Here is a 22,629-nt window from a genome sequence, read left to right as displayed (position 1 = left end):
ACCCAGACGGCCATGTCGTGCTCGAAGGTGCTGTGGCAGGCCTCGCGGCGGCGGTCGATCCCGGCCGCGTCGAGCCGGGACCGGACGGTGGCCACCAGCGTGTAGCAGGAGGCCGGCTCGCTCCAGCCCAGCCAGGTGATCACGGTCGACCCGACGTCGTCCGGCAGCAGCCCCAGCTCCTCCTCCAGCGCCCGCCGGACCAGCCCGTAGAAGTCCTCGGCGGCGCCGGGCTCGTCGCGGTACTTCATCGTCTCGTTGATCCCGACCGTCCACTGCGCCGGGAAGGTGTTGACCGCCAGCGAGCGGCGGAGCAGCAGCAGCCGGCCCAGCCGGTCCCGCACCGCGACGCAGGCGCTGACCATCGTGGGCGGGGCGACGGCCACGAAGCTCGTCAGTCCCTCGTCCAGGGCCGCGCGCAGCAGCCGGGCCGCCGCCGGGTCCTCCCGGCCCAGCCGGGTGGTGGCCATGCACTCCGCGTAGTCGCTCTCGGCGATGTCCACCTCGCAGACCCGCGCGCCGCCGTGCTCGCCGTGATCGACCGTCAGCCGCGAGATGTACGCCGTCCGGCCCGCCGCACCGGCCGCCCGCTGGCGCGCCACCTCCTCGGCCCACCCGGCCGCGTCCAGCGCGTGCGGGCGCTCCACCCGCCCGCGGTGCGCCGTCACCAGCGTGCCCGGCACCAGCGGCCGGGCCGCGGACCAGGTGATCAGCGGCGCCAGCCCGTCCGCCCGCACGTCGTGCGCCCGGGCCGCCGCTGTCAGGCTCGCCCGCCGGACCCGCGGCACCGGCACCCGGGAGCCGAGCCGGGACCCGCCGAACTTGGCGAAGTCGTACACCAGATTGGTCACCACGCCGAGCAGCAGGGCTCCACCGATCCCCAGCAGCCACTCCATCCCGGTCCCCCACTTCCGCGATCGATCCGCCCATTGTGGAGGCGCCCCGCGCGGCGGCGGAAGGGCCTTCGCCCTCGAGGCGGCCTGCGGAACGATTCCAGGGCGGTCCCGGGGCCGGTGCTAGGGTGATCGAAAAGTCGGCTCGGAGCTCGGAGGCACTGAACAGTCGTGCGGACGCCGAGGATTGACGGGTCCACGGCCCGGCCGACCGTCCGCCCGGGCCGCCCGGGCCGCCCGGGCCCGCGCGCCTTCGCCCGGTCCGCGGCTCGCCGCTTCCCCGCCGCCGCCCGCTACCTCCTGCTCTGCCTCGGCACCGGTCTGGCCGCGCTGGTCGGGCTCTGCCTGCTGCTCGTCGTCCTCGCCCTCTGCCTGGTCGGCGTGGGACTGCCGCTCCTCCCGCCGGCCCTGCGACTGCTGCGCCGCTCCGCCGACTTCCACCGACGCCGGGTCGGCGCCCGGCTCGGCGGCGAGCGGCTGCGCACGCCGTACGGCGACCGGCTGTCCCTACGCGACCCGGTCGTCGGCAAGGACCTGCTCTGGCTGCTCGCCCACGGCACGGCCGGGACGGCCCTGTGCGCCGGCGCCCTCACCCTGTGCAGCCACGCCTTCAACTGGCTGACGGCGCCGGTGTGGTGGCAGCTGCTACCCGACGAGCGCGGGAAGATCATCCTGCTGACCGTCGACTCCTGGCCGATGGCCGCCGCCGCGGCGCTGGGCGGCATCGGCTACGCCGCCGTCGCCCTGGCGGCGCTGCCGCCGCTCGCCGACCTGCACGCCCGGGCCTCCGGCCGGCTGCTGGTCGCCCGGCCCCGCGTGTCGCTCGCCCACCGCGTCCGGGAGCTGACCACCAGCCGGTCCGAGGCACTGGACGCCCACGCCGCCGAACTGCGCCGGATCGAACGGGACTTGCACGACGGCGCCCAGGCCAACCTGGTGGCCGTCTCGCTCCGGCTCGGCATGATCCGCCGCGCGCTCGACCAACGCCCCGAGCAGGCCGCCGCGTTGGTGGACTCCACCCAACTCGTCGCCGAACAGGCCCTGGAGTCGCTGCGCACCCTGGTGCGCGGCATCCACCCGCCGCTGCTCGCCGACCGCGGCCTGGCCGAGGCCGTACGGTCGCTCGCCGCCCGCTGCGCCGTACCGACCCGGGTCGAGCTGCACAACTCCGAGGCATCCGCAGGCCGTTCCGCCGATCAGTCCGCCGACCCGCCGCCACGCGCACCGGCCGCCGCCGAGGCCGCCGCCTACTTCGTGGTCTCCGAGGCGCTCGCCAACGTCGCCCGGCACAGCGGCGCCCGCACCGCCCTGGTCCGGCTGCGGATCACCACTGCCGCCATCGCCGTCCGGGTCGAGGACGACGGCCGGGGCGGCGCCGTCGAGGGCGCCGGAAGCGGGCTGCCCGGACTGCGCCGCCGGGCCGCCGCGTTCGACGGCACCACCCGCCTGTCCAGCCCGCCCGGGGGCCCGACCATCCTGGAAGTGGAGATCCCGTGCGGATCCTGATCGCCGAGGACAACGCCCTGCTCCGCGAGGGCCTGGTCCTGCTGCTGCACAGCGAGGGACACGAGGTGTGCGCGACCGTCGAGCACGGCGACGACCTGCTGCCCGCACTGCTCGACCACCGCCCCGACGTCGCCGTGGTCGACGTCCGGCTGCCCCCGGACTTCCGCGACGAGGGCCTGCGCGCCGCCGTCGAGGCCCGCCGCCGACTGCCCGCGCTGCCCGTCCTGATCCTCTCCCAGTACGTCGAACGCGCCTACGCCGCCGAGCTGCTCGCCGACAGCGCCACCGGCGTCGGCTACCTGCTCAAGGACCGGGTCGGCCGCGCCGAGGAGTTCCTCCAGGCGCTGCGGCGGGTCGCCGAGGGCGGCACCGCGATGGACCCGGAGGTCATCTCCCAGCTGATGGCCCACCGCACCGGCCCCGACCCGCTGGCCGCCCTCACCCCGCGCGAGCGCGAGGTGCTCGCCCTGATGGCCGAGGGCCACAACAACCCGACCATCGCCCGGCTCCTCTTCCTCGCCGAGAGTTCGGTGAACAAGCACATCGGCAGCATCTTCGGCAAGCTCGGCATGCCCGCCCCCGACACCGGCCACCGCCGGGTCCGTGCCGTCCTCACCTACCTGCGCACGCTCGCCGATTGACGCGTTCAGCCCTCGGCGGCCGCCAGCCGCAGCTGCTCCTCCTCGACGATCAGCGCCGCCAGCGACTGCTCCGACACGTCCACCGCCTCCGGCGTCGACTCCGCCACCTCGCTGCGCCGCGCGTACTCGTCGAACAGCCGGCCCTTCGCCCGCAGCAGGTCCAGCACCCGCTGGTCGACGCTGTCCGCGGCGAGCAGCCGGTGCACCCGCACCCGGCGGACCTGCCCCATCCGGCGCGAGCGGGCCACCGCCTGCTCCTCCAGGGTCGGTTTGACCTGCGGCTCGCACAGGATCACCACCGAGGCCGCCTGGATGTTCAGCCCCACGCCCCCGGCCTGGATCTGGCAGAGCAGCACCGCGTGCCCGGGCGCGGCGCTGAAGCCGTCCACCACGTCCTGCCGCCGCGCCGACTCCAGCGAACCGTCGATCGGCCCGAACGCCCGCTGGTCCAGGGCCGTTTGGACGGCCGCCAGGACGTCCCGGAAGAACGAGAAGACCACCACCTTCAGCCCGCCGTCCGCCGCCTCCCGGACGATCTCCAGCAGCCGCTTCAGCTTGGCCGACTCCACCGGGTCCGCGTAACCGGCCCTGCGCATCGCCGGGAAGTTGCCCGCCGCGACGGCCGACCGGTAGGCGGCGAGGTCGGCGGGCGAGAACTCCTCCCACTCGTCCACGTGCACCACCTCGGGCAGCTCGGTGAGCACGTCCTGCTGGTTGCGGCGCAGGTAGGCCGGGGCGACGGCCTTGCGGAAGGCCGCCGGCCCGGCGGCCGCCGAACCCTGCCGGACCAGCGGCACCAGCGCGGGCTGGAGGTACTCCACCAGGGTGCGGAACTCCTCCACCCGGTTCTCCATGGGCGTCCCGGTGAGGAACAGCACCCGCTCCACCCGCTCCGCCCAGGCGGCCACCGCCCGGGAGCGCTGCGCGGCACGGTTCTTGACGAAGTGCGCCTCGTCCACCACGACCATCCCGACCGCGGCCGACTCCGCCACCTCCGACGCCTCCAGGCGGCGCAGCCCGTCGAAGGTCACCACCGCGACCCCGCCGTCCCGGAGCCACTCGGCGAGCGCCGCCTCCCGCTCCGGTCCGTGCACCCGGAACGCCCGCAGGGTGCTGCGCGACTCGACCTCCCGGATCCAGTTGATCAGGACGCTGGCCGGGCAGACCACCAGGAAGTGGGTGCTCCCCCGGGCCCGCAGGTGCGCCAGCACGGCGATCGCCTGCACCGTCTTGCCGAGGCCCATCTCGTCCCCGATGATCACCCGCCGCTGGGCGAGCGCGAACCGCGCCCCGAACGCCTGGTAGCCGCGCAGCGAGACCCGGCAGTGGGCGTCGTCCAGCGGCTCGGCCCGCACCCGGTCCGACAGGTCCTCCGGCAGGAACCCCTCGGCGGCGGCGAGTTCGACCCCGGCCTCCTCGACGATCCCGCCGAGCACGCCGTAGTAGTCGGCCGAGCGGAGCTCGAAGTCCGTCCACGCCTCGACCGGGTCGAGCGGCGGACGCAGCAGGTCGACCGAGGCCTGGGCGAACAGCACCGGGACCTCCCGCGCCGCGAACCCGACCAGCGCCTCCGCCAGGGACTCGACCGCCGCCTGCGCCTGCGCCCGCCGCTCCCGCCCGGCGAACAGCCCGCGCAGCACCCCCCGGGCCAGCCCCGCGGCCGCCACCAGCGGCTCGACCTCGGCCAGGACCCGCTCCGCGGTCTCCCGGGCCCGCCGCGCCTCCGGCCCCGCGGCCACCAGCCGCTGGAGCGCCACGACCAGCGCGGAGCTCATCGCGTCCTGCCGCTCGACGTCCAGCCGCACCGCCACCGTCTGCTCGACCGCCCGGGCGATCTGCCCGGCCGCGGCCAGCGCCTGCGCCGCCGTCTGCGCCCCGACCCCCGGGATCAGCCGCAGCGTGTAGCCGGAGGCCTCCACCACCTGCCGCACCGTCCCCAGCCCGGCCGCCTCCAGCGCCCCGACCCGCAGCCGCCCCTCCGTCACGTCCCGGAGCCGCGCCACCGGGATGGCCCCCAACTCCTCCCGCACCAGCCGGTCCCGCACCCCGACGTACGCCACCCGCACCTGCTCCACGGCACCCCGGTGGTCCGCCACCACCGCCCCGGCCGCCGCCCGCAACCCCTCCGCCTCGGCCAGGACCACCCCGACCCGCCGCCGCTCCCCCACCACCCGACCCCCGCCTCACTCCGCACACCCAGGACGGCACCATGATCCCACCCACCACTCCCCGCCGTCCTGGCCCACGACCGACCGGCGGCCCCGGTGGACACCAACCCCCTCCACCGAAGCCGCCGGCCCCCGCACCTACGGCTCGGGCGTCACCGCGGAACCCGAATCGCCGCGACCGCCCCGTCCTGCTTCAGCGAGACCGGCCGCCGCCGCTTCCTGAAGTCCCACGACTCCTCGGACCACTCCGACCGCGACGCGTGTGCCCTGCACCGGCCCTGCTACCGGGCACGGCCGGGGTGCGTGTCGGCGAGGTCGTTCAGGGCCGCGTTGACCACCTGCCAGCAGATGGCCAGGGTGTCGCGGTCCGGCCGGTGGCTCTGCCGGGCCTCGGCCTTGGGGTGCACGAAATTCCGGTACCTGCGCAGCTCGTGGCTGAACTTCTCGGCGTCCGGGCCGAGCCACCCGACTCGGTGACACGCCTTGATCAACCTGTCCAGGTTGATGCTGTCCTCGGAGTCCCTGCCCAGGAGAGACGGGTCCCGTTCCACGACGGTCTGGAGCAGCACGCCCTCCATCAACGAGCCGAGCATGATGATCGCCGCGACATGGGCGCCGTTGGCGTAGCAGGTGCGGGCCTCGTCCAGACGCCACTGGAGCAGTTCCGCCATGGCCTCGTCGGCGATGAGGTCCGCCATGACGACCTTCAGCTCGGCGGAGCCGTAGTGCGTCGGGTGCGCCAGCGCCGGGTCGCACGACACCAGCCTGGGGCTGCCGCCGGGGTTCTCCAGCCGGTACCCCTCGTGGATGAGGAAGGTGTTGACCGCCGTCACGACCTCGGTGAGCAGGCCGGGCTCCTCGAGGTACTCACGCGGATCGGCCAGCCTGAGCAGCACCTTCTCGATCTCCCCGGGCTGGTCGCGCCGGGCCATCAGCAGTTCGGCGGCCCACTCCCTGCGGTACTGGCCGTCGTACTCGGGCACCTCCTGCCAGCCGGCCCGCTTGAGGAAGGCCGCGATCTCGAAGCCGCGGCGGTAGAGGAGGTCGTCGTCGCCCGCGACGACGCGGGCGAGTTCCTCCAGGGTGTTCTCGTCCAGCGTGCGGTCGTCCTGCCGGCTGTGCGTCTGGGTCATGCCGTTCCTCCGGTCGAATCGGTGTCAGGGGCGGGGGCGGATTCGGCACCGTCCCCGTCGTCGGGGCCCTGTCGCCCCGGCGGCTCGTGGTTCTCCGCTCCTTCGTCGGGCAGTTCGTCGCCCTCCGGCAGTTCCAGTGGCGTCCACGGCCGCGTGTCTCCCGGCGGCGGGGAGGGCCGGGAGTAGTTCGCCGGGCGGATGCCCTGCCGGTCGAGTTCCTCCCACAGGCCCGCCAGGGCCTCGTCCGGGTCGAACCTGAACTCGCTCTCCCGGATGCGCCAGAACCGCCAGCCGACCCGCTGGAGTTCACGGTCGCGCTGCTGGTCGTGCCGGATCTGGTCGAGGGTCGAGTGGTAGTAGTCGCCGTCGCACTCCACGCCCAGGCGGCCGCGCGCGCCGATCACCACCAGGTCGATGCGCTTGCTGCCCGCCGGGTACTGGGGCACCACGTGGTAGCCGCGCTCCTTGAGCCGCAGGTAGACCTGCTGTTCGAAGAGGGAGTCGAAGGGCGGGCGCCGGACGTCGGGCAGCACGGCGCCGAGGTCGGCCGCCTCCGCCAGTGCGGCCGGCGGATTCTGCATGTAGCCCAGGAGGTTGAGCCGCAGGTCCCCGGGTTTGAGCTGGTCCGGCGGCACCGAGTAGAAGAGCCGCATCTGGTCCTGGGCGCGGCTGGCCGCCACGTTGTAGGCCTGCTGCTCGCTGCGCATGCCGCCGGCGATCTTCCGCACCCGGTCGACCACCATCGACAGCAGGATGACGTGCCGCTCGTCGCCCTGGAACTGGGCCGGGGTTCCCACCCGGATGCGGTGGCGCTCCCGGACCGGGGCCGGCAGGCGCTGTTCGATCAGCTGCTCCAGCAGTTTGACCTGGCCGAAGCCCTGGAGCACGATCACGCCCATGGTCTTGTGCTCGTACGCCGGGTCCGCGGCCAGCTCGGCGAGGCAGTCCACGATCGCCTCCGCTTCCTTCGGGTTGCGGATCCGTCCGTCGCGTCCCTCGGTGACCCCGCCCTCGACGTAGTGCGTCAGCAGCGGGTCGAGCCGTTCACCGCCGTACTGCCGCAGCGGGATGAGGCCCGGCGGGGTGTAGAAGGTCTCCGAGGACCAGCCGATGATCTCGGGCATGCAGCGGAAGTGCTCCTGCAGGCGGATGGTGGACGGGAAGAACGTCGACAGCAGCTGGTACAGGTTGGAGTGCGGCATGTACAACTGGCGCAGGTGGGCGGGGACTTCCGGCAGGTGCGCGGACAGCCGGTCCTGGATCTGCTGGGTGCGGCCCAGCCCGGTGACCGGTGGCGTGCACTGCTTGTCGTCGCCGACCACGATGATCCTCGGCGCGAGCCAGAGCAGGAACAGCGCGTCCATGCCGGCCTGACTGGCCTCGTCGACGATCACCACGTCGAAGGCGTCCTGCCTGGGCTTGATCATCTCCGCCACCCGCGCGATGGGCATCACCCAGGCCGGCACCGCTCCCTGGGCGACCTGCATCGCGCTGTGGGCGGCCGCCTTGAAGTGGGAGGCGCTCTTGCCCTTGCCCTTGCCGTACGACGCCATGTGCGTGCGGTAGGCCTGGAGTGCCGAGCGCTGCTCCTGGGTCATCCGCACCAGGCAGTGCAGCCGGCCGTGTGCGGCGGCCAGGTCTCCCGTGAGCTCCTCCAACTTCGCCTCGTGCTCGGTGAGTTCACCGTCGAGGCGCTGTTCCCGGCCGGGCGCGCGTTCGTCGTCGATGAACTCGGACGCCTTCGCCCAGGCCCACGCGTCCCGGAGCCGGGCGAGCCGCTCGTCCCAGGCCGGGTCCTCGGCCTCCGCTTCGAGCCTGCCGGCGAGCGCGGGCGACGCGCTGCGCAGTCCGTCGAGCAACTCCACGCAGCGGCGCCGCCGTTGGTCCCGTTGCTGCGCTGCCGCGAGCGCTTCGAGCTCCTTGGTGTACCGGTCGACGTCGCGGTCGCGCAGGGCCTGCGCCATGGCGAGCGCCTCGACCGGCGCGGCCACGCCGTCCTCCCCGCCGCGCAGGAGCCGGTCCCATCGGCCGAGCCGCTCCGAGGCCTCCTCCGCGCGCTGCCGGCCGGCCAGGGCCGCGACGGCCTCGGCGAAGTCCTGCCACGCCTGCGGCCGGGTCAGGTCGAGGTAGACCCCGTGGTGGACCAGGAGTTCGTCGACCTGCTCACGGATCCGGCCGAATCCGTCGACCTCGGCGAGGTGCCGGTAGCGCTCGGACAGCGAGGCCAGTCGCACCTCCAGCGGCGCTTCCGGCACTGCCGCTCCCACCTGCTCCCAGCGGGCCGCCACGGCGGCGAGGGCCGCGTGCGCGTGCAGATGGGCCAGCACGGCGCCGAGATCGTCGGCGGAGGCCGGCACCTTGCCGTCCACCGTGCAACTGCCGAGGAGTTCCTCGGCCTCCCGCTGCGCCCTGAACGCGAACCGGGTCCGCAGCCTGCGGCCCGCCGACAGCTGCTCCATCAGGGCCGGGATCGTGGCCGCCATCCGGCGGGCGCGCTCGGGGACCAGGAGGTCCGGGAGGACCACCGTGCGCAGACCGACCCGGTCGAGGCCCTCGGCCACCTCGGGGAGCACGCGCGCGACGTCGGCGACACGCTGCCAGAGATCGGGGTGGCGCCGGGCCAGCCGGTCCGTCAGCGCGCGCTCCACCCAGCCCTCGTCGCCCCAGCGCGCGGCCTCCCGGTGAACACCCAGACGGTGCAGTCGGTTTCGGCCGGAGCCCAGCAGCTCGGTCAGCCGGTCCGTGGTGGAGGTCTCCAGGGCGGCCAGGACGTTGCGCACCTCGATCGCCGCCGGTGAGAGACCGTTGACGCTCAACTGGCTCACCGCGAGGGCCGCCGCGACCTGGCCGGACGTCGGCAGCGTCTCCGCCGCCGGGAACACCCCGGACTCCGTCCACTGCCCGGCGCCGTCCCGCAGCAGCGCGAGCAGTTCCTCCGCCTGGACGGGCGAGAGCGGCGGTGCCTCCGGCGCCCGGTTCGGCAGCCTGCCGATCCAGCCCAGCCGCACCGCCTCGTCCTGCACCTTCCGCACGATCGCGGCGAGCGTCCCCGAGTAGCCCGGTGCGACCTCCGGGTGCTGGTAGACCTCCGCTTCCCGCAGCGAGACCACCTGCTCGGTCAGCAGCTTGATCCGGCTGCGCACCTCGTACCGGCGCTGGGTCAGCCGCTGGATCTCGTCCCGCAGCTGCTCGGTGTCGCCCGCCGCCACCCGATCGCTCAGCGCGTTGATGGTGCGTTCCAGTTCGCTGGCACCGTCCTGGCTGGTGGTGCTGAGCAGCAACACGCACAAGTCCCTTACAGCCGGCGGGAGTTTGTCCCGGAGCACGGTCAGCGGCTGGTCCTTGGCGCTGGTCACGAGCACCCGCTGGCCCTGGGCCAGGAGCGCGGACACCAGGTTGGCGATGGTGTGCGTCTTTCCGGTGCCGGGCGGGCCCTGCACCACCACGCCGGTGTCCCGCTGCAGCCGCTGGAGTACGGAACGCTGCTGGGCATTGGTCTTGCCGGGGAACAGCGGCTCGTCGCCGAAGAGCGCCGGCGCCTGCCGCCCGCCCCAGTTCTGCCGGTCCTCGGGGTTCAGCGACATCACCAACTGCGCCAGCCCGAGCGGGGCCCGGCGTTCGGACACCACGCTCTCCGCGATGCGGTCGTAGAACCTCAACACCTCGTTGCGGTCCCTGGGCCGCTTCAGCAGGGCGGGCGCGAAGGTCAGCCTGGCGCCCTCATCCGGTCCCGCCGGCGGACGCCAGTTGGTGCTGAACGCCACCGGCCTGGGCAGGACCAGGTCCAGCCACTGCGAGAGGCACTCCAGCGCCTCCTCGCTCAACAGGTGGAAGGGCAGCGCGGAGAGCTCCTCGTTGAACGCCGCCGCACGCTCCGGCACCCAGCCGTCGTCCGCGTCCAGGAAGTCCCGATCCTCCAGCCGGACCGCTCCGCTCTCCGTGAGGCGCACGGTGATCTGCGCGGTCCGCCGATCGACGTGGGTCTCCACCCGCCGCGAGAGCACGTGCCGGTGGATCACCCCGCCGTTCGGTTCCCGCCAGCTCAACAGGCCTGCGGCGAGCACGAGTTCCTGCTGGTCGTCCTGCCGCGCCAACTGCTGGTGCCAGTGGTAGACCTTCTCGTAGAGCTGACGCCGCGACCGCTCGGACCGCTCCCGCTCGGCCCAGATCCGCCAGCGCGCGAGCCACGGACCGTACGCCCGCAGGACCTCCGCGGCCTCCTTCCGCGCGACGACCGCCTCGTCGCCCTGCCACCCGTCGACTCCGCCCGCCGCCGGCTCCCCGGTCCGGTACGGACCCTCCTCCGCGAGCGGCGGGTCCTCGGCATCGGCGTCCTGGCACAGCCGCTCGTCGACCCACCCCTCCAGCACCGGCGGCAGTTCCGGCGCCGCGGCCTGCGGAACGTGGTCCAGGACCAACAACGGACGGTCGTCGTCCCCGGACGGCCGGGGCACCTTCGCCGGCAGGTCGGCCAGCCAGAGCGGCCCCCAGGAACGCGTGTCCCGGAGCCGCTGATGGCTGCTCTGCACGACCTCGCGCAGGAATCCGACCAGCGCGGCGGTCTGACCGATGACATCGGGGTCACCCGCATGTCGTCGTGGAACGCTCACCATTCTCCCTTCAGTCGGTGACGAACGTTCCAGCATGGGGGCGGCCTCGGGGACCGGAAGCCGGTCGGGCCAGAGTGGCCGAATTCCCGCCGACCGATGGCCGACTTTCACTCGGCGGAAATTCGGATGGCCATTTCAACGGCACCGGAAAGCGAACGCATTTCCTGCCATCGAACATCTGAAGAGCCGCCCGACCAGGCGGTTTCGGGCATGGAAAATCCCCCGGCGGTGCCGGGGGATTGACGAGGAATAGGAACTGTCGGCGACGGTTTTCGACGCCGCGGACAACCGTCGCGTCAGGCGCGGATGCGGCGGAAGACGGCGATCAGGAGGGCCGCGGCAAGGGCCAGGAGGATGCCGGCTTCGACGAGTTGGATGGGGGTGAGGTGGGCGGCCGGGTGGAAGCGGAGCCAGGAGGCGCTGGCCGTGTTGCAGGTGGTGTTGAGGGCGCAGGAGTCGGTGGTGACGCGGGTGCCGTCGGGGAAGACGACGCCCTGGTCGATGAGCCAGGCGTTGGTGGGCTGGGCGGTGCCCACGGGGGCCACCTGTTCCACGACCGGGTAGAAGAGCGGGCGGGCCCAGACGACCAGGCCGTGGGCGGTGGCGACGAGGGCGCCGGTGGCGAACATCGCGGGGAGGGTGCGGCGGACGAGTTGGCCGACCAGGACACCGAGGGCCAGCGCGAACAGGGACCAGGCGACCGGGGCGAGGCCGATGGCCGGGTAGGTGAAGAACTGGAACGGCGGGTCGAAGGCGTCCGGACCGTGTGCGATGTCCGTCCACCACACCCAGGTCATCAGGACGGCGATCACGCCGCTGACGGCCAGGACGGCGAGGCCGGGGACGGCGAGGCGGACGGCCAGCCAGCGGGCCGGGCTGACGGACTGGGCGCGGATCAGCCGGATGGTGCCGCGTTCGTACTCCTGGGCCAGCAGCGGGGCGCCGATGAACACGCCGATCAGCAGCGGGAGGACGGTGACGGCGGGCTGGAGGACCTCCAGGTACCAGAAGTTGGGGCGGTTGATCGGTGCGAGGAGGGCCCAGCACTCGGATTCGGACCAGGAGTCGGGGTAGTAGCAGCCGGTCCGCCGCAGGACGCCGATGATGTGGCGGAGGGCGACGTGGATCCAGACGAGGTCCGCCACCGCGAGGACGAGCAGCACGCCCAGGGTCCAGAGCAGGAAGCGATTCTGACGGAGCGTCAGCCAGATGAGCCCGCGCAGGGCGGGGGTGGCGGGCCGCCGGTCGGCGGGTGCGGGGGTGGGGGCCCGGTCGGGCAGGAGGTCGGTGCTCATGCGGCCACCCCGTTCGGGTCGGGCTTCACGTGGTTCGGGTTGTCGGCGGAGGTGTCGGCGGAGGCCCGGAGGTAGCCGAGCAGCAGGTCCTCCAGACTCGGGCGTTCACTCTCCCAGTCGCCGTCCACCGGCTCGTCGGTGCGGACCAGGGCGACGGCCCGGCGGCCGCTGACGCGCTGCTCGACCACCGTCTCGGCGGCCAGGGAGGAACCCTGGGCGGCCGGCCCGGTGAGCAGTCGGTGCCCGTCGAGGATCTCCTCCAGGTCACCGGCCAGCCGGACGCGTCCGCGCTGGACGAGGAGCAGGTGGTCGATGACGCCGTCCAGCTCGGGGAGGATGTGCGAGGACAGCACGATGCCGGCGCCGCGCTCGGCGGCGACCGACATCAGCGTGCCCATCAGCTGGTGCCGGGCGAGCGGGTCGAGGTCGGCCATCGGTTCGTCGAGCAGCAGCAGGTCGGGGAGCTTGCCGAGGGCGAGGGCGAGGCAGACCCGGGTGCGCTGGCCGCCGGAGAGCGAGCCGATCCGCGCCTTGGGGTTCAACTCGCCCTGATCTGCGATCTGTTGGGCCACGGCCTCGTCCCACACCGGGTTGAGCTCGCGGCCCATCCGCAGCGTCTCGGCGACGGTGAGGCCCGGGTAGAGCGGCTTGTCCTGCGGCACGTAGGCGACCCGGGCGCGCAGCTCGGGCGCACCGGCGGTGGCGCCGAGCACCCGCACCCTGCCCTCGGTGGGCGCGAGTTGGCCGGCGGCGAGGGAGAGCAGGGTGCTCTTGCCCGCGCCGTTGGGGCCCACCACGCCGCAGATCCGCCCGGCCGGGACGGTGACGTCGCAGCCGCGCAGCGCCCAGCCGCCGCGGTACCTCCTGCCGAGGCCTTCGGCCTCCAGGGCCGGCGCCGTCGCGGGCGCCGTGGTCGTCGGGTCGTCCACCCGGTCCCCCCACTGTTCTCGGTTCGGTGTTGCCGGGGAGCCGCAGGCCCCGGTGTCGGGGTTTCGGGCCCCCCGATGTCGGAGCCCCGGTTTCGGCCCCCGGTTTCGGAGCCTCAGACCCCGTCGTCGGAGCCGGAGACCCCGGTGTCGAAGCGCTGCTCCAGGACGGAGGCCATCAGCGCGGTGATGTCCTCGCGCTCCAGTCCGGCCTCCCGGGCCTGGTCCACCCACCCGACCAGGCCCGCCCGCAGCGGCCCGTCCGCCGCCGCCTCCGGCCGGGCGAGCGAGCGCCGGACGAAGGTGCCGAGCCCCGGGCGGGGTTCGACCAGGCCTTCGCGTTCGAGCTCGCGATAGGCCTTCAGCACGGTGTTGGGGTTGATCGCGGTCAGTTCGACCACCTCTCGGGCGGTCGGCAGCTTGTCTCCGGGCTGGAGCAGTCCGAGCCGCAGGGCCTGCTTGGTCTGCTGCACGATCTGCTGGTAGGTGGAGACGCCGCTGCGCCGCTCGATGCGGTACTCGATCACCGGCGATTCAGCCTTTCACTAGTTCAATAGTGGAATGGTGGCGCACGGCGCCGCGCGGGTCAAGCCGGACCCGGGGGGTATCCGGTCTGGAGCTGTCCGATGCTCGGGGGTTGTCCGGCCCGGGAGGCGGCTCAGGGGCGTTGCAGCAGGAGCAGGCCGTCCTGCTCGACCAGCGGCCGGTAGCCGCGCTCCCGGTAGACGGCCAGCATCCGGGCGGTGTCGGCGGCGGCGCACGGGGCCTGCACGCTCGGGTCGCGCAGGTCGACGGCCACCCACTGCGGGCCAGGGCCCTCCGGAGCCCGGCACACCAGGGTGACCTCCGTCCGGCGGGTGAGCTGGGCCGCCAGCCGGTTGGAGGCGGCCACGGTGGCGTCGTCGGGTATCCGGTGGAGCAGCGCCCGGGTCTCGGTGAGCCGGGGCGAGGTGCGCCAGGCCTCGGGCATCACCACCTCGTGCAGCGGGTAGAGCGGCAGCGTCACGGCGGCCACCAGGGCACTGACGGCGAGTCCGCGCCTGGCCCGGCGCACCTCGACGCGGCGGCGCGCGTCAACCCGGCGCAGGACGTCCACCAGGGCCGCGAACGCGATCGGCATCAGCACCGCGCTGTAGTGGTAACTGACGCCCCAGTAGTGCGAGTTTGAAGAGAATAGCCGCCAGGCGAGGGTGGGCACGCAGAGCAGCAGGAGCGGTGAGCGCAGGCCGATGAAGCCGGCGGTGGCGGCGAGCAGGAACAGCAGCAGCCACTTGACCGGCGGCCAGCCGAGCCGCAGTGGCAGTTCCCAGAGCGAGGCCTGCCCGCCCTGCCCGCCGCCGTCCAGCTGCTGCCAGTAGTCGAAGCTCCCACTCGGGTTGAACGCCGGGAGCACGACGAGCACGGTGAGCGCGGTCGCGGCGAGCCCGACGGCGGCGAGGGCGAGTCCGGGCAGTGGGCTGCTGTGCCGCTCCCGCCGGGCCTGCCAGGCGATCAGGACCCCGACGGCGGCCACCGTCAGCCCGAGGTCCTCCTTGACCAGCAGCAGCGGCAGCGACCAGAGCGCGGCGGCGAGCGGCCGGCGCCGGCCGAGTGCGGTGGCAGCGAAGGCGAGCAGCGGGACGGCGAAGGCGATCTCGTGGAAGTCGTCGGCCGCCGCCCGGACGATCCCCCAGGAGGCCCCGGTGGCGCAGCCGACGAGCAGCGCCACCCGCGGCCCGGCCACCTCGTGGGCCCAGCGGGTCAGTGGGACGACGGCCAGCGCCATCAGCAGCGCCTGGGCGACGACGAGGGTGAGCGGGCTCGGGAAGGCCCGGTAGGCGGGGGCGAGGACCGCGATCAGCGGATGGAAGTGGTCCCCGAGCAGGTGGTAGCCGGGGCCCTTGAGCGGCACGATCGGCGCCTGCCCGTGGGCGTACGCCCGGACGGCCTGCTCGAAGATGCCCAGGTCGTAGGCCTTGGTGAGGCCGCGCCGGTGCCGGTTGACGGCGACGCAGGCGTACAGCACGGCGAACCCGGCCGCCAGGCCCCACGCGAGCGGGGCGGGGCGGCGGGCGCGGGGCGGTACGGACGGAAGAGCGGCCGTACTCGGAACGGCCCGGGACACGGAGGAGGGAGCGGGCATCGGCAAAGTACCCTTTCACTATTCGATTAGTGGAAGGGTGGTGGAACCCCGAGCCCCCGTCAAACCCGGCCGGGCGACGCCGACCGGGCCCCCGGGCTGCCCTCAGAAGCCCGCGTCCAACGCCCCCGACCGATGCCCGCAACCAACGCCCACGGCCAGCGCCCGCATCCAACGCCCGCGACCAGAACCCCTCAGCCGAGGGCCCCGCCCCGGCTCACTCCTCCCACTCGGAGCCCTTGATCACCTCCACGAAGTCGCCGCGCTCGAAGCCGGGCACGAAGTGCGCGAGCACGTCCGCCTTGACGTTGCCGAAGGTCGTGTCCGGGCGGCCCTTGATGCCGTCGGTGAACGCGGCCAGGATGCGGTTCTTGAAGTCGGGCCGCGGATGGGCCGCGACCACGGCGGCCCGCTGCTCCGCGGAGATCGCGTGGTAGCCGATCCCCAGCACGTCCAGTTCCACGCCGCGGGTGACCAGGGCGATCTCCGGCGCCATGTGCAGCGGGATCTCCGGGGTGGTGTGCAGGGCGATGGCGGTCCAGACCCGCTGCGCCGGCTCGCCGGTGATGCCGTGGGCCGCCAGGAAGCGGCGGGCCTCGTCGGCACCGTCGATCTCGAACCGCTGGTCGGTCCGGGCGAAGCGGCCGGTGAGGCCGAGGTCGTGGAACATCGCGCCCACGTACAGCAGCTCCGGGTCGAACTCCAGCCCCTGTTCGGCGCCGCGCAGCGCCCCGAACAGGAACACCCGGCGCGAGTGGTCGAACAGCAGGGGCGAGGCCGCCTCCCGCACCAGTTCGGTCGCCTCCCGGGCCAGGGCGCTGTCCGGGACGCGCACGCCCGCGATCGTCTCGTTCGTCATGGTTCCTCCGCGTTCATTCGTTTCGGGGGCTGTTCGGTCGACTCCTCCACCCTCGCCCGGTGGCGTACGCTGCCGCCATGTCGGTACGGACAGCCGGACCTCGGATTCGGACATGACGCGCCTGGTCGCCTTCCTCGTGTTCGACGGGGTGACGCTGCTCGACGTCAGCGGTCCGCTGGAGGTGTTCCACCAGGCCGGCCGGCTCGGCCACCCCTACCGGACCGTCCTGGTCTCCCCGGGCGGCGGCACCGTCACCGCCTCCAACGGCGTGGCCCTGGCGGACACCGCCGCACCGGACGACGTCCAGGGAGCACTCGGCCCCCGGGAACCCCTCGACACCCTGGTCGTCGCCGGCGCCGACCACCTGGCCGCCCGGGGCCCGGACGCACCCCTGCTCGCCGCCGCGGAGGGCCTCGCCGGGCGGGCGCGGCGGGTCGCCTCGGTGTGCAGCGGCGCCTTCGTGCTCGCCGCGCTGGGGCTGCTCGACGGCCGCCGGGCCACCACCCACTGGCGCCACGCCACCGCCCTCGCGCTCCGCCACCCCGGGGTGCGGGTCGAACCCGACGCCCTGCACGTCCGGGACGGCCGCTACCACACCAGCGCCGGCATCAGCGCGGGCATCGACCTCGCCCTCGCCCTGGTCGAGCACGACCACGGCGCCGAGGCCGCCCGCGCCATCGCCCGCGAGCTGGTCGTCTTCGTGCAGCGCCCGGGCGGCCAGTCGCAGTTCTCCACCGCCCTGGCCACCCCGCCCGCCCGCAGCGGCCTGCTGCGCACGCTCACCGACGCCGTCCTCGCCGACCCGGGCGCCGACCACAGCCTGCCCGCGATGGCCGCCGCGGCCGCCGTCAGCACTCGCCACCTGACCCGGCTCTTCCAGGCCGAGCTGAACACCACCCCGGCCCGCTGGGTCGAGCGCGTCCGCCTCGACCGCGCCCAACAGCTGCTCCTCGACGGCCACGGCATCACCGCCGCCGCCCGGCTCAGCGGCCTGGGCAGCGACGAGACCCTGCGCCGCGCCTTCGCCCGCCGGCTGGGCACCACGCCCACCGAGTTCCGCAACCGCTTCACCACCACGGCCGCCCCGAGCGCCCCGAGCCCCTGACGCCCCCCCGCGACGGCGGCCCGGCCCCTCCCGGGGAAGTCCCGCGACCGGACGCTTGACCTTGACGCTACGTCAGGGTTGCAGGCTTGCCGCATGACGAACGAGAGCACCTCCAGCACTCCGCTCCACCCCCCGGTCGGCGGCTTCCAGGAGATCGACGGCCGCCGCCTCTACCTGCACCGCCAGGGCACGGGCGGGCCCGCGGTCGTCCTCCTGCCCGGCGCGAGCGCCATCGGCCTGGACTACTTCGGCGTCCAGCAAGGGGCCTCGCGGTTCACCACCACCGTGGTGTACGACCGCGGCGGCACCGGCTTCAGCGACGACGCCGCGCTGCCGAGCACCGCCGCCGAGGTGGCGACCGAACTGCACGAACTGCTGCACGCCCAGGGCGTCCCCGGCCCGTACGTCCTGGTCGCGCACTCGCTCGGCGGCGCCTACGCCCACGGCTTCGCCCAGCGCTACCCGCAGGACGTGGCCGGGCTGGTCTGGCTGGACGCCTTCCACCGGGACTGGGACGACTACATGCCCGCCGAGGCGAGCCTGGCCGCCAGCGTGCGGCTGTCGCCCACCGAGGAGCAGCTGCGGCAGGCACTCCCGGGCATCCGGCAGATGGCCGCGGAACTGCTCGTGGACTTCCCGGCGGACGTCCGGGACGCGGTGGTCGAGTACCACGTGAGCGAGCGCTGGATCCACGCCGGCATCGCCGAGCGCGCCTCGATGGCCGACCTGGCCGTCGAGCTACGGGCCGGGGCGGACCTGCCCGACGTCCCGCTGATCGCGCTCACCCCGCTGGGCGTCGACCCCGGCCAGCAGGCGCTGATGTCCGAGGAGGCCCTGCGGGCGATGCACGACGGCAAGACGCGGCTGTACGCGGCCATGGTGGACGCCGTCTCGGACGGGGAGCAGCGTATCCTCCCCGACACCGGCCACAGCCAGTTCGTCTTCGAGCGGGCCGACGCCGTGGTCCAGGCGATCCGCGACGTCGTGGACCGGGCGGGCCGCGCCTAGACTTCGACCCCGGCCCCTGGCGCCACCCCGGCCGCAGGACGTCAACACGACAGGAGCGCACCGGTGCTGACGATCGGTCAACTCGCGTCGACCGCCGGCGTGACCGTACGCACCGTGCGCCACTACCACCAGGTGGGACTGCTGCCCGAGCCCGAACGCGACGGCTCCGGCTACCGCCGCTACAGCGCTCAGGCGGCGGTCGACCTCATCCGGATCAGGACGCTCGCCGACGCCGGCGTGCCGCTGGCCCGGATCGACGAAATGCTGCGGGCACGGCCCGAGGAGTTCGCCGCCGCCGTCGCCGACCTCGACGCCGAACTGGAGCGCCGGATCGAGCAGCTCGCCGAGCACCGCCGCCGGATCGCCGACCTGGCGAGCGGCGAACGGCTCGCCCTGCCGCCCGAGGTGGTCGCCATCCTGGACCGGATGCGCGCGCTCGGGGTCGGCGAACAGTCGGTACGGCTCGAACGCGACACCTGGATCCTGCACCAGGCCCTGGACCCGGAGGCCATGCGCCGGGGCATCCAGGAGAAGAACGCAAGCTTCGACGACCCCGAGACGACGCGGCTGTTCCTGCTCTGCGACCAGTCGCTCGACTGGGCACCGGACGATCCGCGCGTGGACCGGCTGATCGACGACCTGGACGCGTGGGAGGTCGCCCACGGGCGGGACAGCAGCCGGCCCGGGAACCAGGCGGTGATCTTCTCCCGGCTCGCCGAGGCCTCGCCGACCTGGCAGCGCATCCTCGGCGAGATCGCGCACCGCGCCAGACGGCGCCACACCGCCGACTAGCACCGGGCCCCGGGCCGCGCCGAACCGCAGGGCGACGCGCCGGACCGCCGGCCCCGCGCGGAAGCGTTGACGTCGGATTCACGCCAGCCCAACCCCCGGTCGGATTGGTGGACTTCGGGTGACACACCCACCACCCACCGACGGGACCTCCGGCATGCCGACCGGCACCACCCTCAGCTCGACCCAGCCCACCCCGAAGCCGCCCACCCCGAAGTCCCGCCCCCGCAACGGCGGCGGCACCCTCGCCGTCCTCGCCGTGACGACCGGCGTCTTCTCCATCGTCACCACCGAGATCCTCCCGATCGGCCTGCTGACCCCGATCGGCGCCACCTTCCGGATCTCCGACGGCACGGCCGGGCTGATGATGACCCTGCCGGGCATCGTCGCCGCGGTGGCCGCCCCCGTGGTGACCGTCGCGACCAGGCGTGCGGACCGGCGGACGATGCTCTGCGCGCTGCTGCTGGTCCTGACCCTGGCGGACCTGCTCAGCGCCCTGGCCCCCGCCTACTGGGCGGTGCTGACCGCCCGGGTCGCCCTCGGTCTGGTCATCGGGGCGTTCTGGTCGATCGGTTCCGGGCTCGCCCCGCGCCTCGTCCCGGAGCACCGGCAGGCCCGCGCCAACACGCTGATCTTCTCGGCCGTCCCGCTCGGCTCGGTGCTCGGCGTGCCGGCGGGGGTGATCCTCGGCTCCGTGGCCGGCTGGCGGGCGGCCTTCCTGGCGATGGCGGCGCTGACCGTGCTCGCGCTGGCCGCCCTCCTGCGGTCGCTGCCGCCGCTGCCCCCGCTGACCGCCACCGGGCTGGGCGTGCTGCGCGGACTGCTGGCCGGCCGGGGCACCCGGACCGGGATCGCGGTGACCTTCCTGATCGTGCCGGCCCACTTCGGCAGCTACACCTACGTCACCCCGTTCCTCACCGGCACCACCCACGCCGGCCCCGGCCTGGTCACCGCCCTGCTGCTCGGCTACGGCGCCGCCGGACTGCTCGGCAACGTCCTGGCCGGCGGCCGGGCGGCCGGGGCACTGCGTCCGGTGTTCGGCACGGCGGCCGTGCTGCTCGCCGCCGCGGCCCTGCTGCTGCCGCTGCTGGGCACCGGCGGTCCGGGCGCCGCCGTCCTGCTGGCCCTCTGGGGCGTGGCGTACGGCGCCGTCCCGGTCTGTTCGCTCAGCTGGTTCCTCGCTGCGGCCCCGCACGCCCCGGAGGGTGCCGGGGTGGTCTTCACCTCGGCGTTCCAGGCCGGCTTCTCGATCGGCGCGCTGACCGGCGGGCTGGTGGTGGACCACTCCTCCCCCGCCACGGTCATGCTGCTCGGCGGGGCGGTCGCCCTGCTCGCCGCGGCCACCGTGTGGCGGTACGGCCACCGGGTCCGTCCCGAGCCGACACCCTGAACACCCGCGCCCCGACCCTGGCCGTCGGCACGGTTCGTGGCGAGAATGCCGGGGTGCCGTCGACCCGCCCGCCCGTCCTGCGGGGTGGGCGGGCGGCGCCGGCCGGGACGGTCCCGGGCGGGTGCGGACGGAAGGACGGCCGGCGGATGGTCGACCAGCAGAGTGACCCGGCGTTCCAGGGGCGGTTCGGCGACTACCAGACCGAGATCTACCTGCGCGGGCTCGGCGGCGTCCTGCCGACACTGCCGATGGCCTTCGCCGAGCTGGAGGCGCGGGCGGGCGCGGCGCTGCCGCCGTCGGTGCTCTCCTATGTCGCGGGCGGCGCGGGCGACGAGTCCACCCAGCGCGCGAACGTCGCCGCCTTCGGGCGGTGGGGCCTGGTGCCGCGGATGATGGTCGGCGCGAGCACGCGGGACCTGTCGGTGGAGCTGTTCGGCCTGCGGCTGCCGACCCCGCTGTTCATGGCGCCGATCGGGGTGATCGGCCTGTGCGCACAGGACGGCCACGGGGACCTGGCCACCGCCCGGGCCGCCGCCCGGACCGGCGTCCCGATGGTCGCCTCCACCCTGACGGTCGATCCGCTGGAGCAGGTGGCCGCCGAGTTCGGCGACACCCCCGGCTTCTTCCAGCTCTACACCCCCACCGACCGGGCACTGGCGGAGAGCCTGGTCCACCGGGCGGAGGCCGCGGGCTACCGGGGCATCGTCGTCACCCTGGACACCTGGGTCACCGGCTGGCGCCCGCGCGACCTGGCCACCGCCAACTTCCCGCAGCTGCGCGGCCACTGCCTGGCCAACTACACCTCCGACCCGGTGTTCCGCGCCCGCCTCGCCAAGGCGCCGGAGGAGGACGTGCGGGCGGCCGTCCTGGAGTGGGCCGGCGTCTTCGGCAACCCGCTGACCTGGGACGACCTGCCCTGGCTGCGCTCGCTCACCGACCTGCCGATCCTCCTCAAGGGCATCTGCCACCCCGAGGACGTGCGCCGCGCCAGGGACGGCGGCGTCGACGGCGTCTACTGCTCCAACCACGGCGGCCGCCAGGCCAACGGCGGCCTGGCCGCCCTCGACGTGCTCCCCGACGTGGTCGCGGCCGCCGACGGACTGCCCGTCCTCTTCGACTCGGGCGTCCGCTCGGGCACCGACGTCGTCAAGGCGCTCGCCCTCGGCGCCACCGCCGTCGGCGTGGGCCGCCCGTACGCCTACGGCCTGGCGCTGGAGGGCACCGACGGCATCGTCCACGTGCTGCGGTCACTGCTCGCCGAGGCCGACCTCCTGATGGCCGTCGACGGCTACCCCACCCTCGACTCGCTCCGTGCGGACGGCGCGCTGCGCCGGACCTGACGCCGGGTGAAGTCCCGGTGTCCAACGGTGTCCGACCGCGACCTGCGGGGCTTGCCGGGACATTCGGGACGGCCCTACGCTCGAAGGCACAAATCGGTTCCGTACGTTCCCGTACGCTGGGAGGTCCGCCATCATCCGCGTCCTGCTGACCGCCTTCGAACCGTTCGGCCGCGATCCCCTGAGTTCGTCCCTGGAGGCGGGCCGGCTGGTCGCCGCCGGTCCGCCGGCCGGAGTGGCCCTGGAGTTCGCCGGGCTGCCCTGGGTGTACGGCGACTCGATCGCCGAACTGCGCCGGGCGGTGGCCCGGTTCGAGCCGGACCTGGTCATCGCCACCGGCCAGGGCGGCAACCGCCCGGACCTCACGGTCGAGCGGGTGGCGGTCAACCTCGACGACGCCGTCCGCGCTCCCGACCGGAAGGGCAACCAGCCGGTCGACCAGCCGGTCGTGCCGGAGGGCCCGGCCGCCTATTTCTCCTCGCTGCCGGTCAAAGCCTGCGTGGCGGCGGTCCAGCTGGCCGGGATCCCGGCCACCGTCTCGCACACCGCCGGCACCCACCTCTGCAACCACGTCTTCTACGGGCTGGCGCACCTGATCGCCACCGAACGCCCGGAGCTGCGTGGAGGGTTCGCGCGTCTGCCGTACCTGCCGAGCCAGGTGTCCGGCCGGGACACGAGCGCGTCGATGTCGGCGGAGACGGCGGCCGAGGGGGTGCGCATCCTGATCCGCAGCGCCGTGGCCGCCCTCCACTCGCCGCCCGTCGGCACGGTGGCCGGCCCGCGCCGACGGACCTGGCTGCCCCGCCGGGGCGGCTGACCGCCCGGGCCCTCGTCGACCGGACCGGTCGACGAG

General features: G+C 74.1%; 16 protein-coding genes. 8 read left to right on the top strand and 8 right to left on the bottom strand.

Annotation, left to right across the window (positions count from 1 at the left end):
* Window positions 1–1,061: 1,061 nt before the first annotated feature.
* Entirely contained in the window at window positions 1,062–2,396 is a 1,335-nt protein-coding gene (locus ACFRQN_RS21125; RefSeq protein ID WP_380741525.1) for a sensor domain-containing protein, read from the top strand.
* Complete coding sequence (locus ACFRQN_RS21120) at window positions 2,384–3,037, top strand: response regulator (RefSeq protein WP_380741524.1); 654 nt, start codon at window positions 2,384–2,386, stop codon at window positions 3,035–3,037. Before ACFRQN_RS21125 ends, ACFRQN_RS21120 begins: the two co-directional genes overlap by 13 nt.
* 5 nt (window positions 3,038–3,042) lie before the next feature.
* Here the strand turns inward: ACFRQN_RS21120 and ACFRQN_RS21115 are convergent, their stop codons facing one another.
* The 8 genes from ACFRQN_RS21115 to ACFRQN_RS21080 all read right to left on the bottom strand — a co-directional run bounded on the left by ACFRQN_RS21115 (window position 3,043) and on the right by ACFRQN_RS21080 (window position 16,147).
* The gene (locus tag ACFRQN_RS21115) at window positions 3,043–5,208 is read right to left on the bottom strand and encodes a DEAD/DEAH box helicase (protein ID WP_380741523.1); all 2,166 of its coding nucleotides are present in this window, start codon (window positions 5,206–5,208) and stop codon (window positions 3,043–3,045) included.
* A gap of 278 nt (window positions 5,209–5,486) precedes the next feature.
* The gene (locus tag ACFRQN_RS21110) at window positions 5,487–6,338 is read right to left on the bottom strand and encodes a hypothetical protein (RefSeq protein ID WP_117492861.1); all 852 of its coding nucleotides are present in this window, start codon (window positions 6,336–6,338) and stop codon (window positions 5,487–5,489) included.
* Window positions 6,335–10,951: an AAA domain-containing protein gene (locus ACFRQN_RS21105; RefSeq protein ID WP_380741522.1), complete on the bottom strand. Its 4,617-nt coding sequence runs from the start codon at window positions 10,949–10,951 to the stop codon at window positions 6,335–6,337. The genes ACFRQN_RS21110 and ACFRQN_RS21105 overlap by 4 nt, the downstream gene beginning before the upstream one ends.
* 293 nt (window positions 10,952–11,244) lie before the next feature.
* Window positions 11,245–12,243: a hypothetical protein gene (locus ACFRQN_RS21100; protein ID WP_380741521.1), complete on the bottom strand. Its 999-nt coding sequence runs from the start codon at window positions 12,241–12,243 to the stop codon at window positions 11,245–11,247.
* Window positions 12,240–13,172 carry an ABC transporter ATP-binding protein gene (locus tag ACFRQN_RS21095; RefSeq protein ID WP_380741520.1) on the bottom strand — a complete coding sequence of 311 codons (933 nt, stop codon included), beginning with the start codon at window positions 13,170–13,172 and terminating at the stop codon, window positions 12,240–12,242. The genes ACFRQN_RS21100 and ACFRQN_RS21095 overlap by 4 nt, the downstream gene beginning before the upstream one ends.
* Before the next feature lie 113 nt (window positions 13,173–13,285).
* The gene (locus tag ACFRQN_RS21090; protein ID WP_074005787.1) at window positions 13,286–13,696 is read right to left on the bottom strand and encodes a GntR family transcriptional regulator; all 411 of its coding nucleotides are present in this window, start codon (window positions 13,694–13,696) and stop codon (window positions 13,286–13,288) included.
* A gap of 131 nt (window positions 13,697–13,827) precedes the next feature.
* Complete coding sequence (locus ACFRQN_RS21085; protein WP_079272825.1) at window positions 13,828–15,291, bottom strand: DUF2079 domain-containing protein; 1,464 nt, start codon at window positions 15,289–15,291, stop codon at window positions 13,828–13,830.
* A gap of 214 nt (window positions 15,292–15,505) precedes the next feature.
* Window positions 15,506–16,147, bottom strand: a complete 642-nt coding sequence (locus tag ACFRQN_RS21080) for an HD domain-containing protein (protein ID WP_380741519.1) — start codon at window positions 16,145–16,147, stop codon at window positions 15,506–15,508.
* Between the two features lie 112 nt (window positions 16,148–16,259).
* Here ACFRQN_RS21080 and ACFRQN_RS21075 point away from each other — a divergent pair, with 112 nt between their 5' ends.
* The 6 genes from ACFRQN_RS21075 to pcp all read left to right on the top strand — a co-directional run bounded on the left by ACFRQN_RS21075 (window position 16,260) and on the right by pcp (window position 22,593).
* Window positions 16,260–17,252 (top strand): GlxA family transcriptional regulator, encoded by a 993-nt coding sequence (locus tag ACFRQN_RS21075; RefSeq protein WP_380741518.1) that lies wholly within the window; start codon window positions 16,260–16,262, stop codon window positions 17,250–17,252.
* A 93-nt stretch (window positions 17,253–17,345) separates the two neighbouring features.
* Window positions 17,346–18,260, top strand: a complete 915-nt coding sequence (locus tag ACFRQN_RS21070; RefSeq protein WP_380741517.1) for an alpha/beta fold hydrolase — start codon at window positions 17,346–17,348, stop codon at window positions 18,258–18,260.
* Window positions 18,261–18,323: 63 nt separating this feature from the next.
* The gene (locus ACFRQN_RS21065) at window positions 18,324–19,052 is read left to right on the top strand and encodes a MerR family transcriptional regulator (RefSeq protein ID WP_380741516.1); all 729 of its coding nucleotides are present in this window, start codon (window positions 18,324–18,326) and stop codon (window positions 19,050–19,052) included.
* Between the two features lie 154 nt (window positions 19,053–19,206).
* Window positions 19,207–20,439 (top strand): MFS transporter, encoded by a 1,233-nt coding sequence (locus ACFRQN_RS21060; RefSeq protein WP_380741515.1) that lies wholly within the window; start codon window positions 19,207–19,209, stop codon window positions 20,437–20,439.
* 146 nt (window positions 20,440–20,585) lie between these two features.
* A complete protein-coding gene (locus tag ACFRQN_RS21055) occupies window positions 20,586–21,779 on the top strand; it encodes an alpha-hydroxy-acid oxidizing protein (RefSeq protein WP_380741514.1) in 1,194 nt (397 codons plus the stop codon).
* 130 nt (window positions 21,780–21,909) lie between these two features.
* Window positions 21,910–22,593 carry a pyroglutamyl-peptidase I gene (gene pcp, locus ACFRQN_RS21050; RefSeq protein WP_079272827.1) on the top strand — a complete coding sequence of 228 codons (684 nt, stop codon included), beginning with the start codon at window positions 21,910–21,912 and terminating at the stop codon, window positions 22,591–22,593.
* Window positions 22,594–22,629: the final 36 nt, after the last annotated feature.

Origin of the sequence: Kitasatospora sp. NPDC056800, from assembly GCF_042789775.1 — a bacterium.
Lineage (GTDB): Bacteria > Actinomycetota > Actinomycetes > Streptomycetales > Streptomycetaceae > Kitasatospora.
This window is presented reverse-complemented; position numbering and strand designations above follow the sequence as displayed.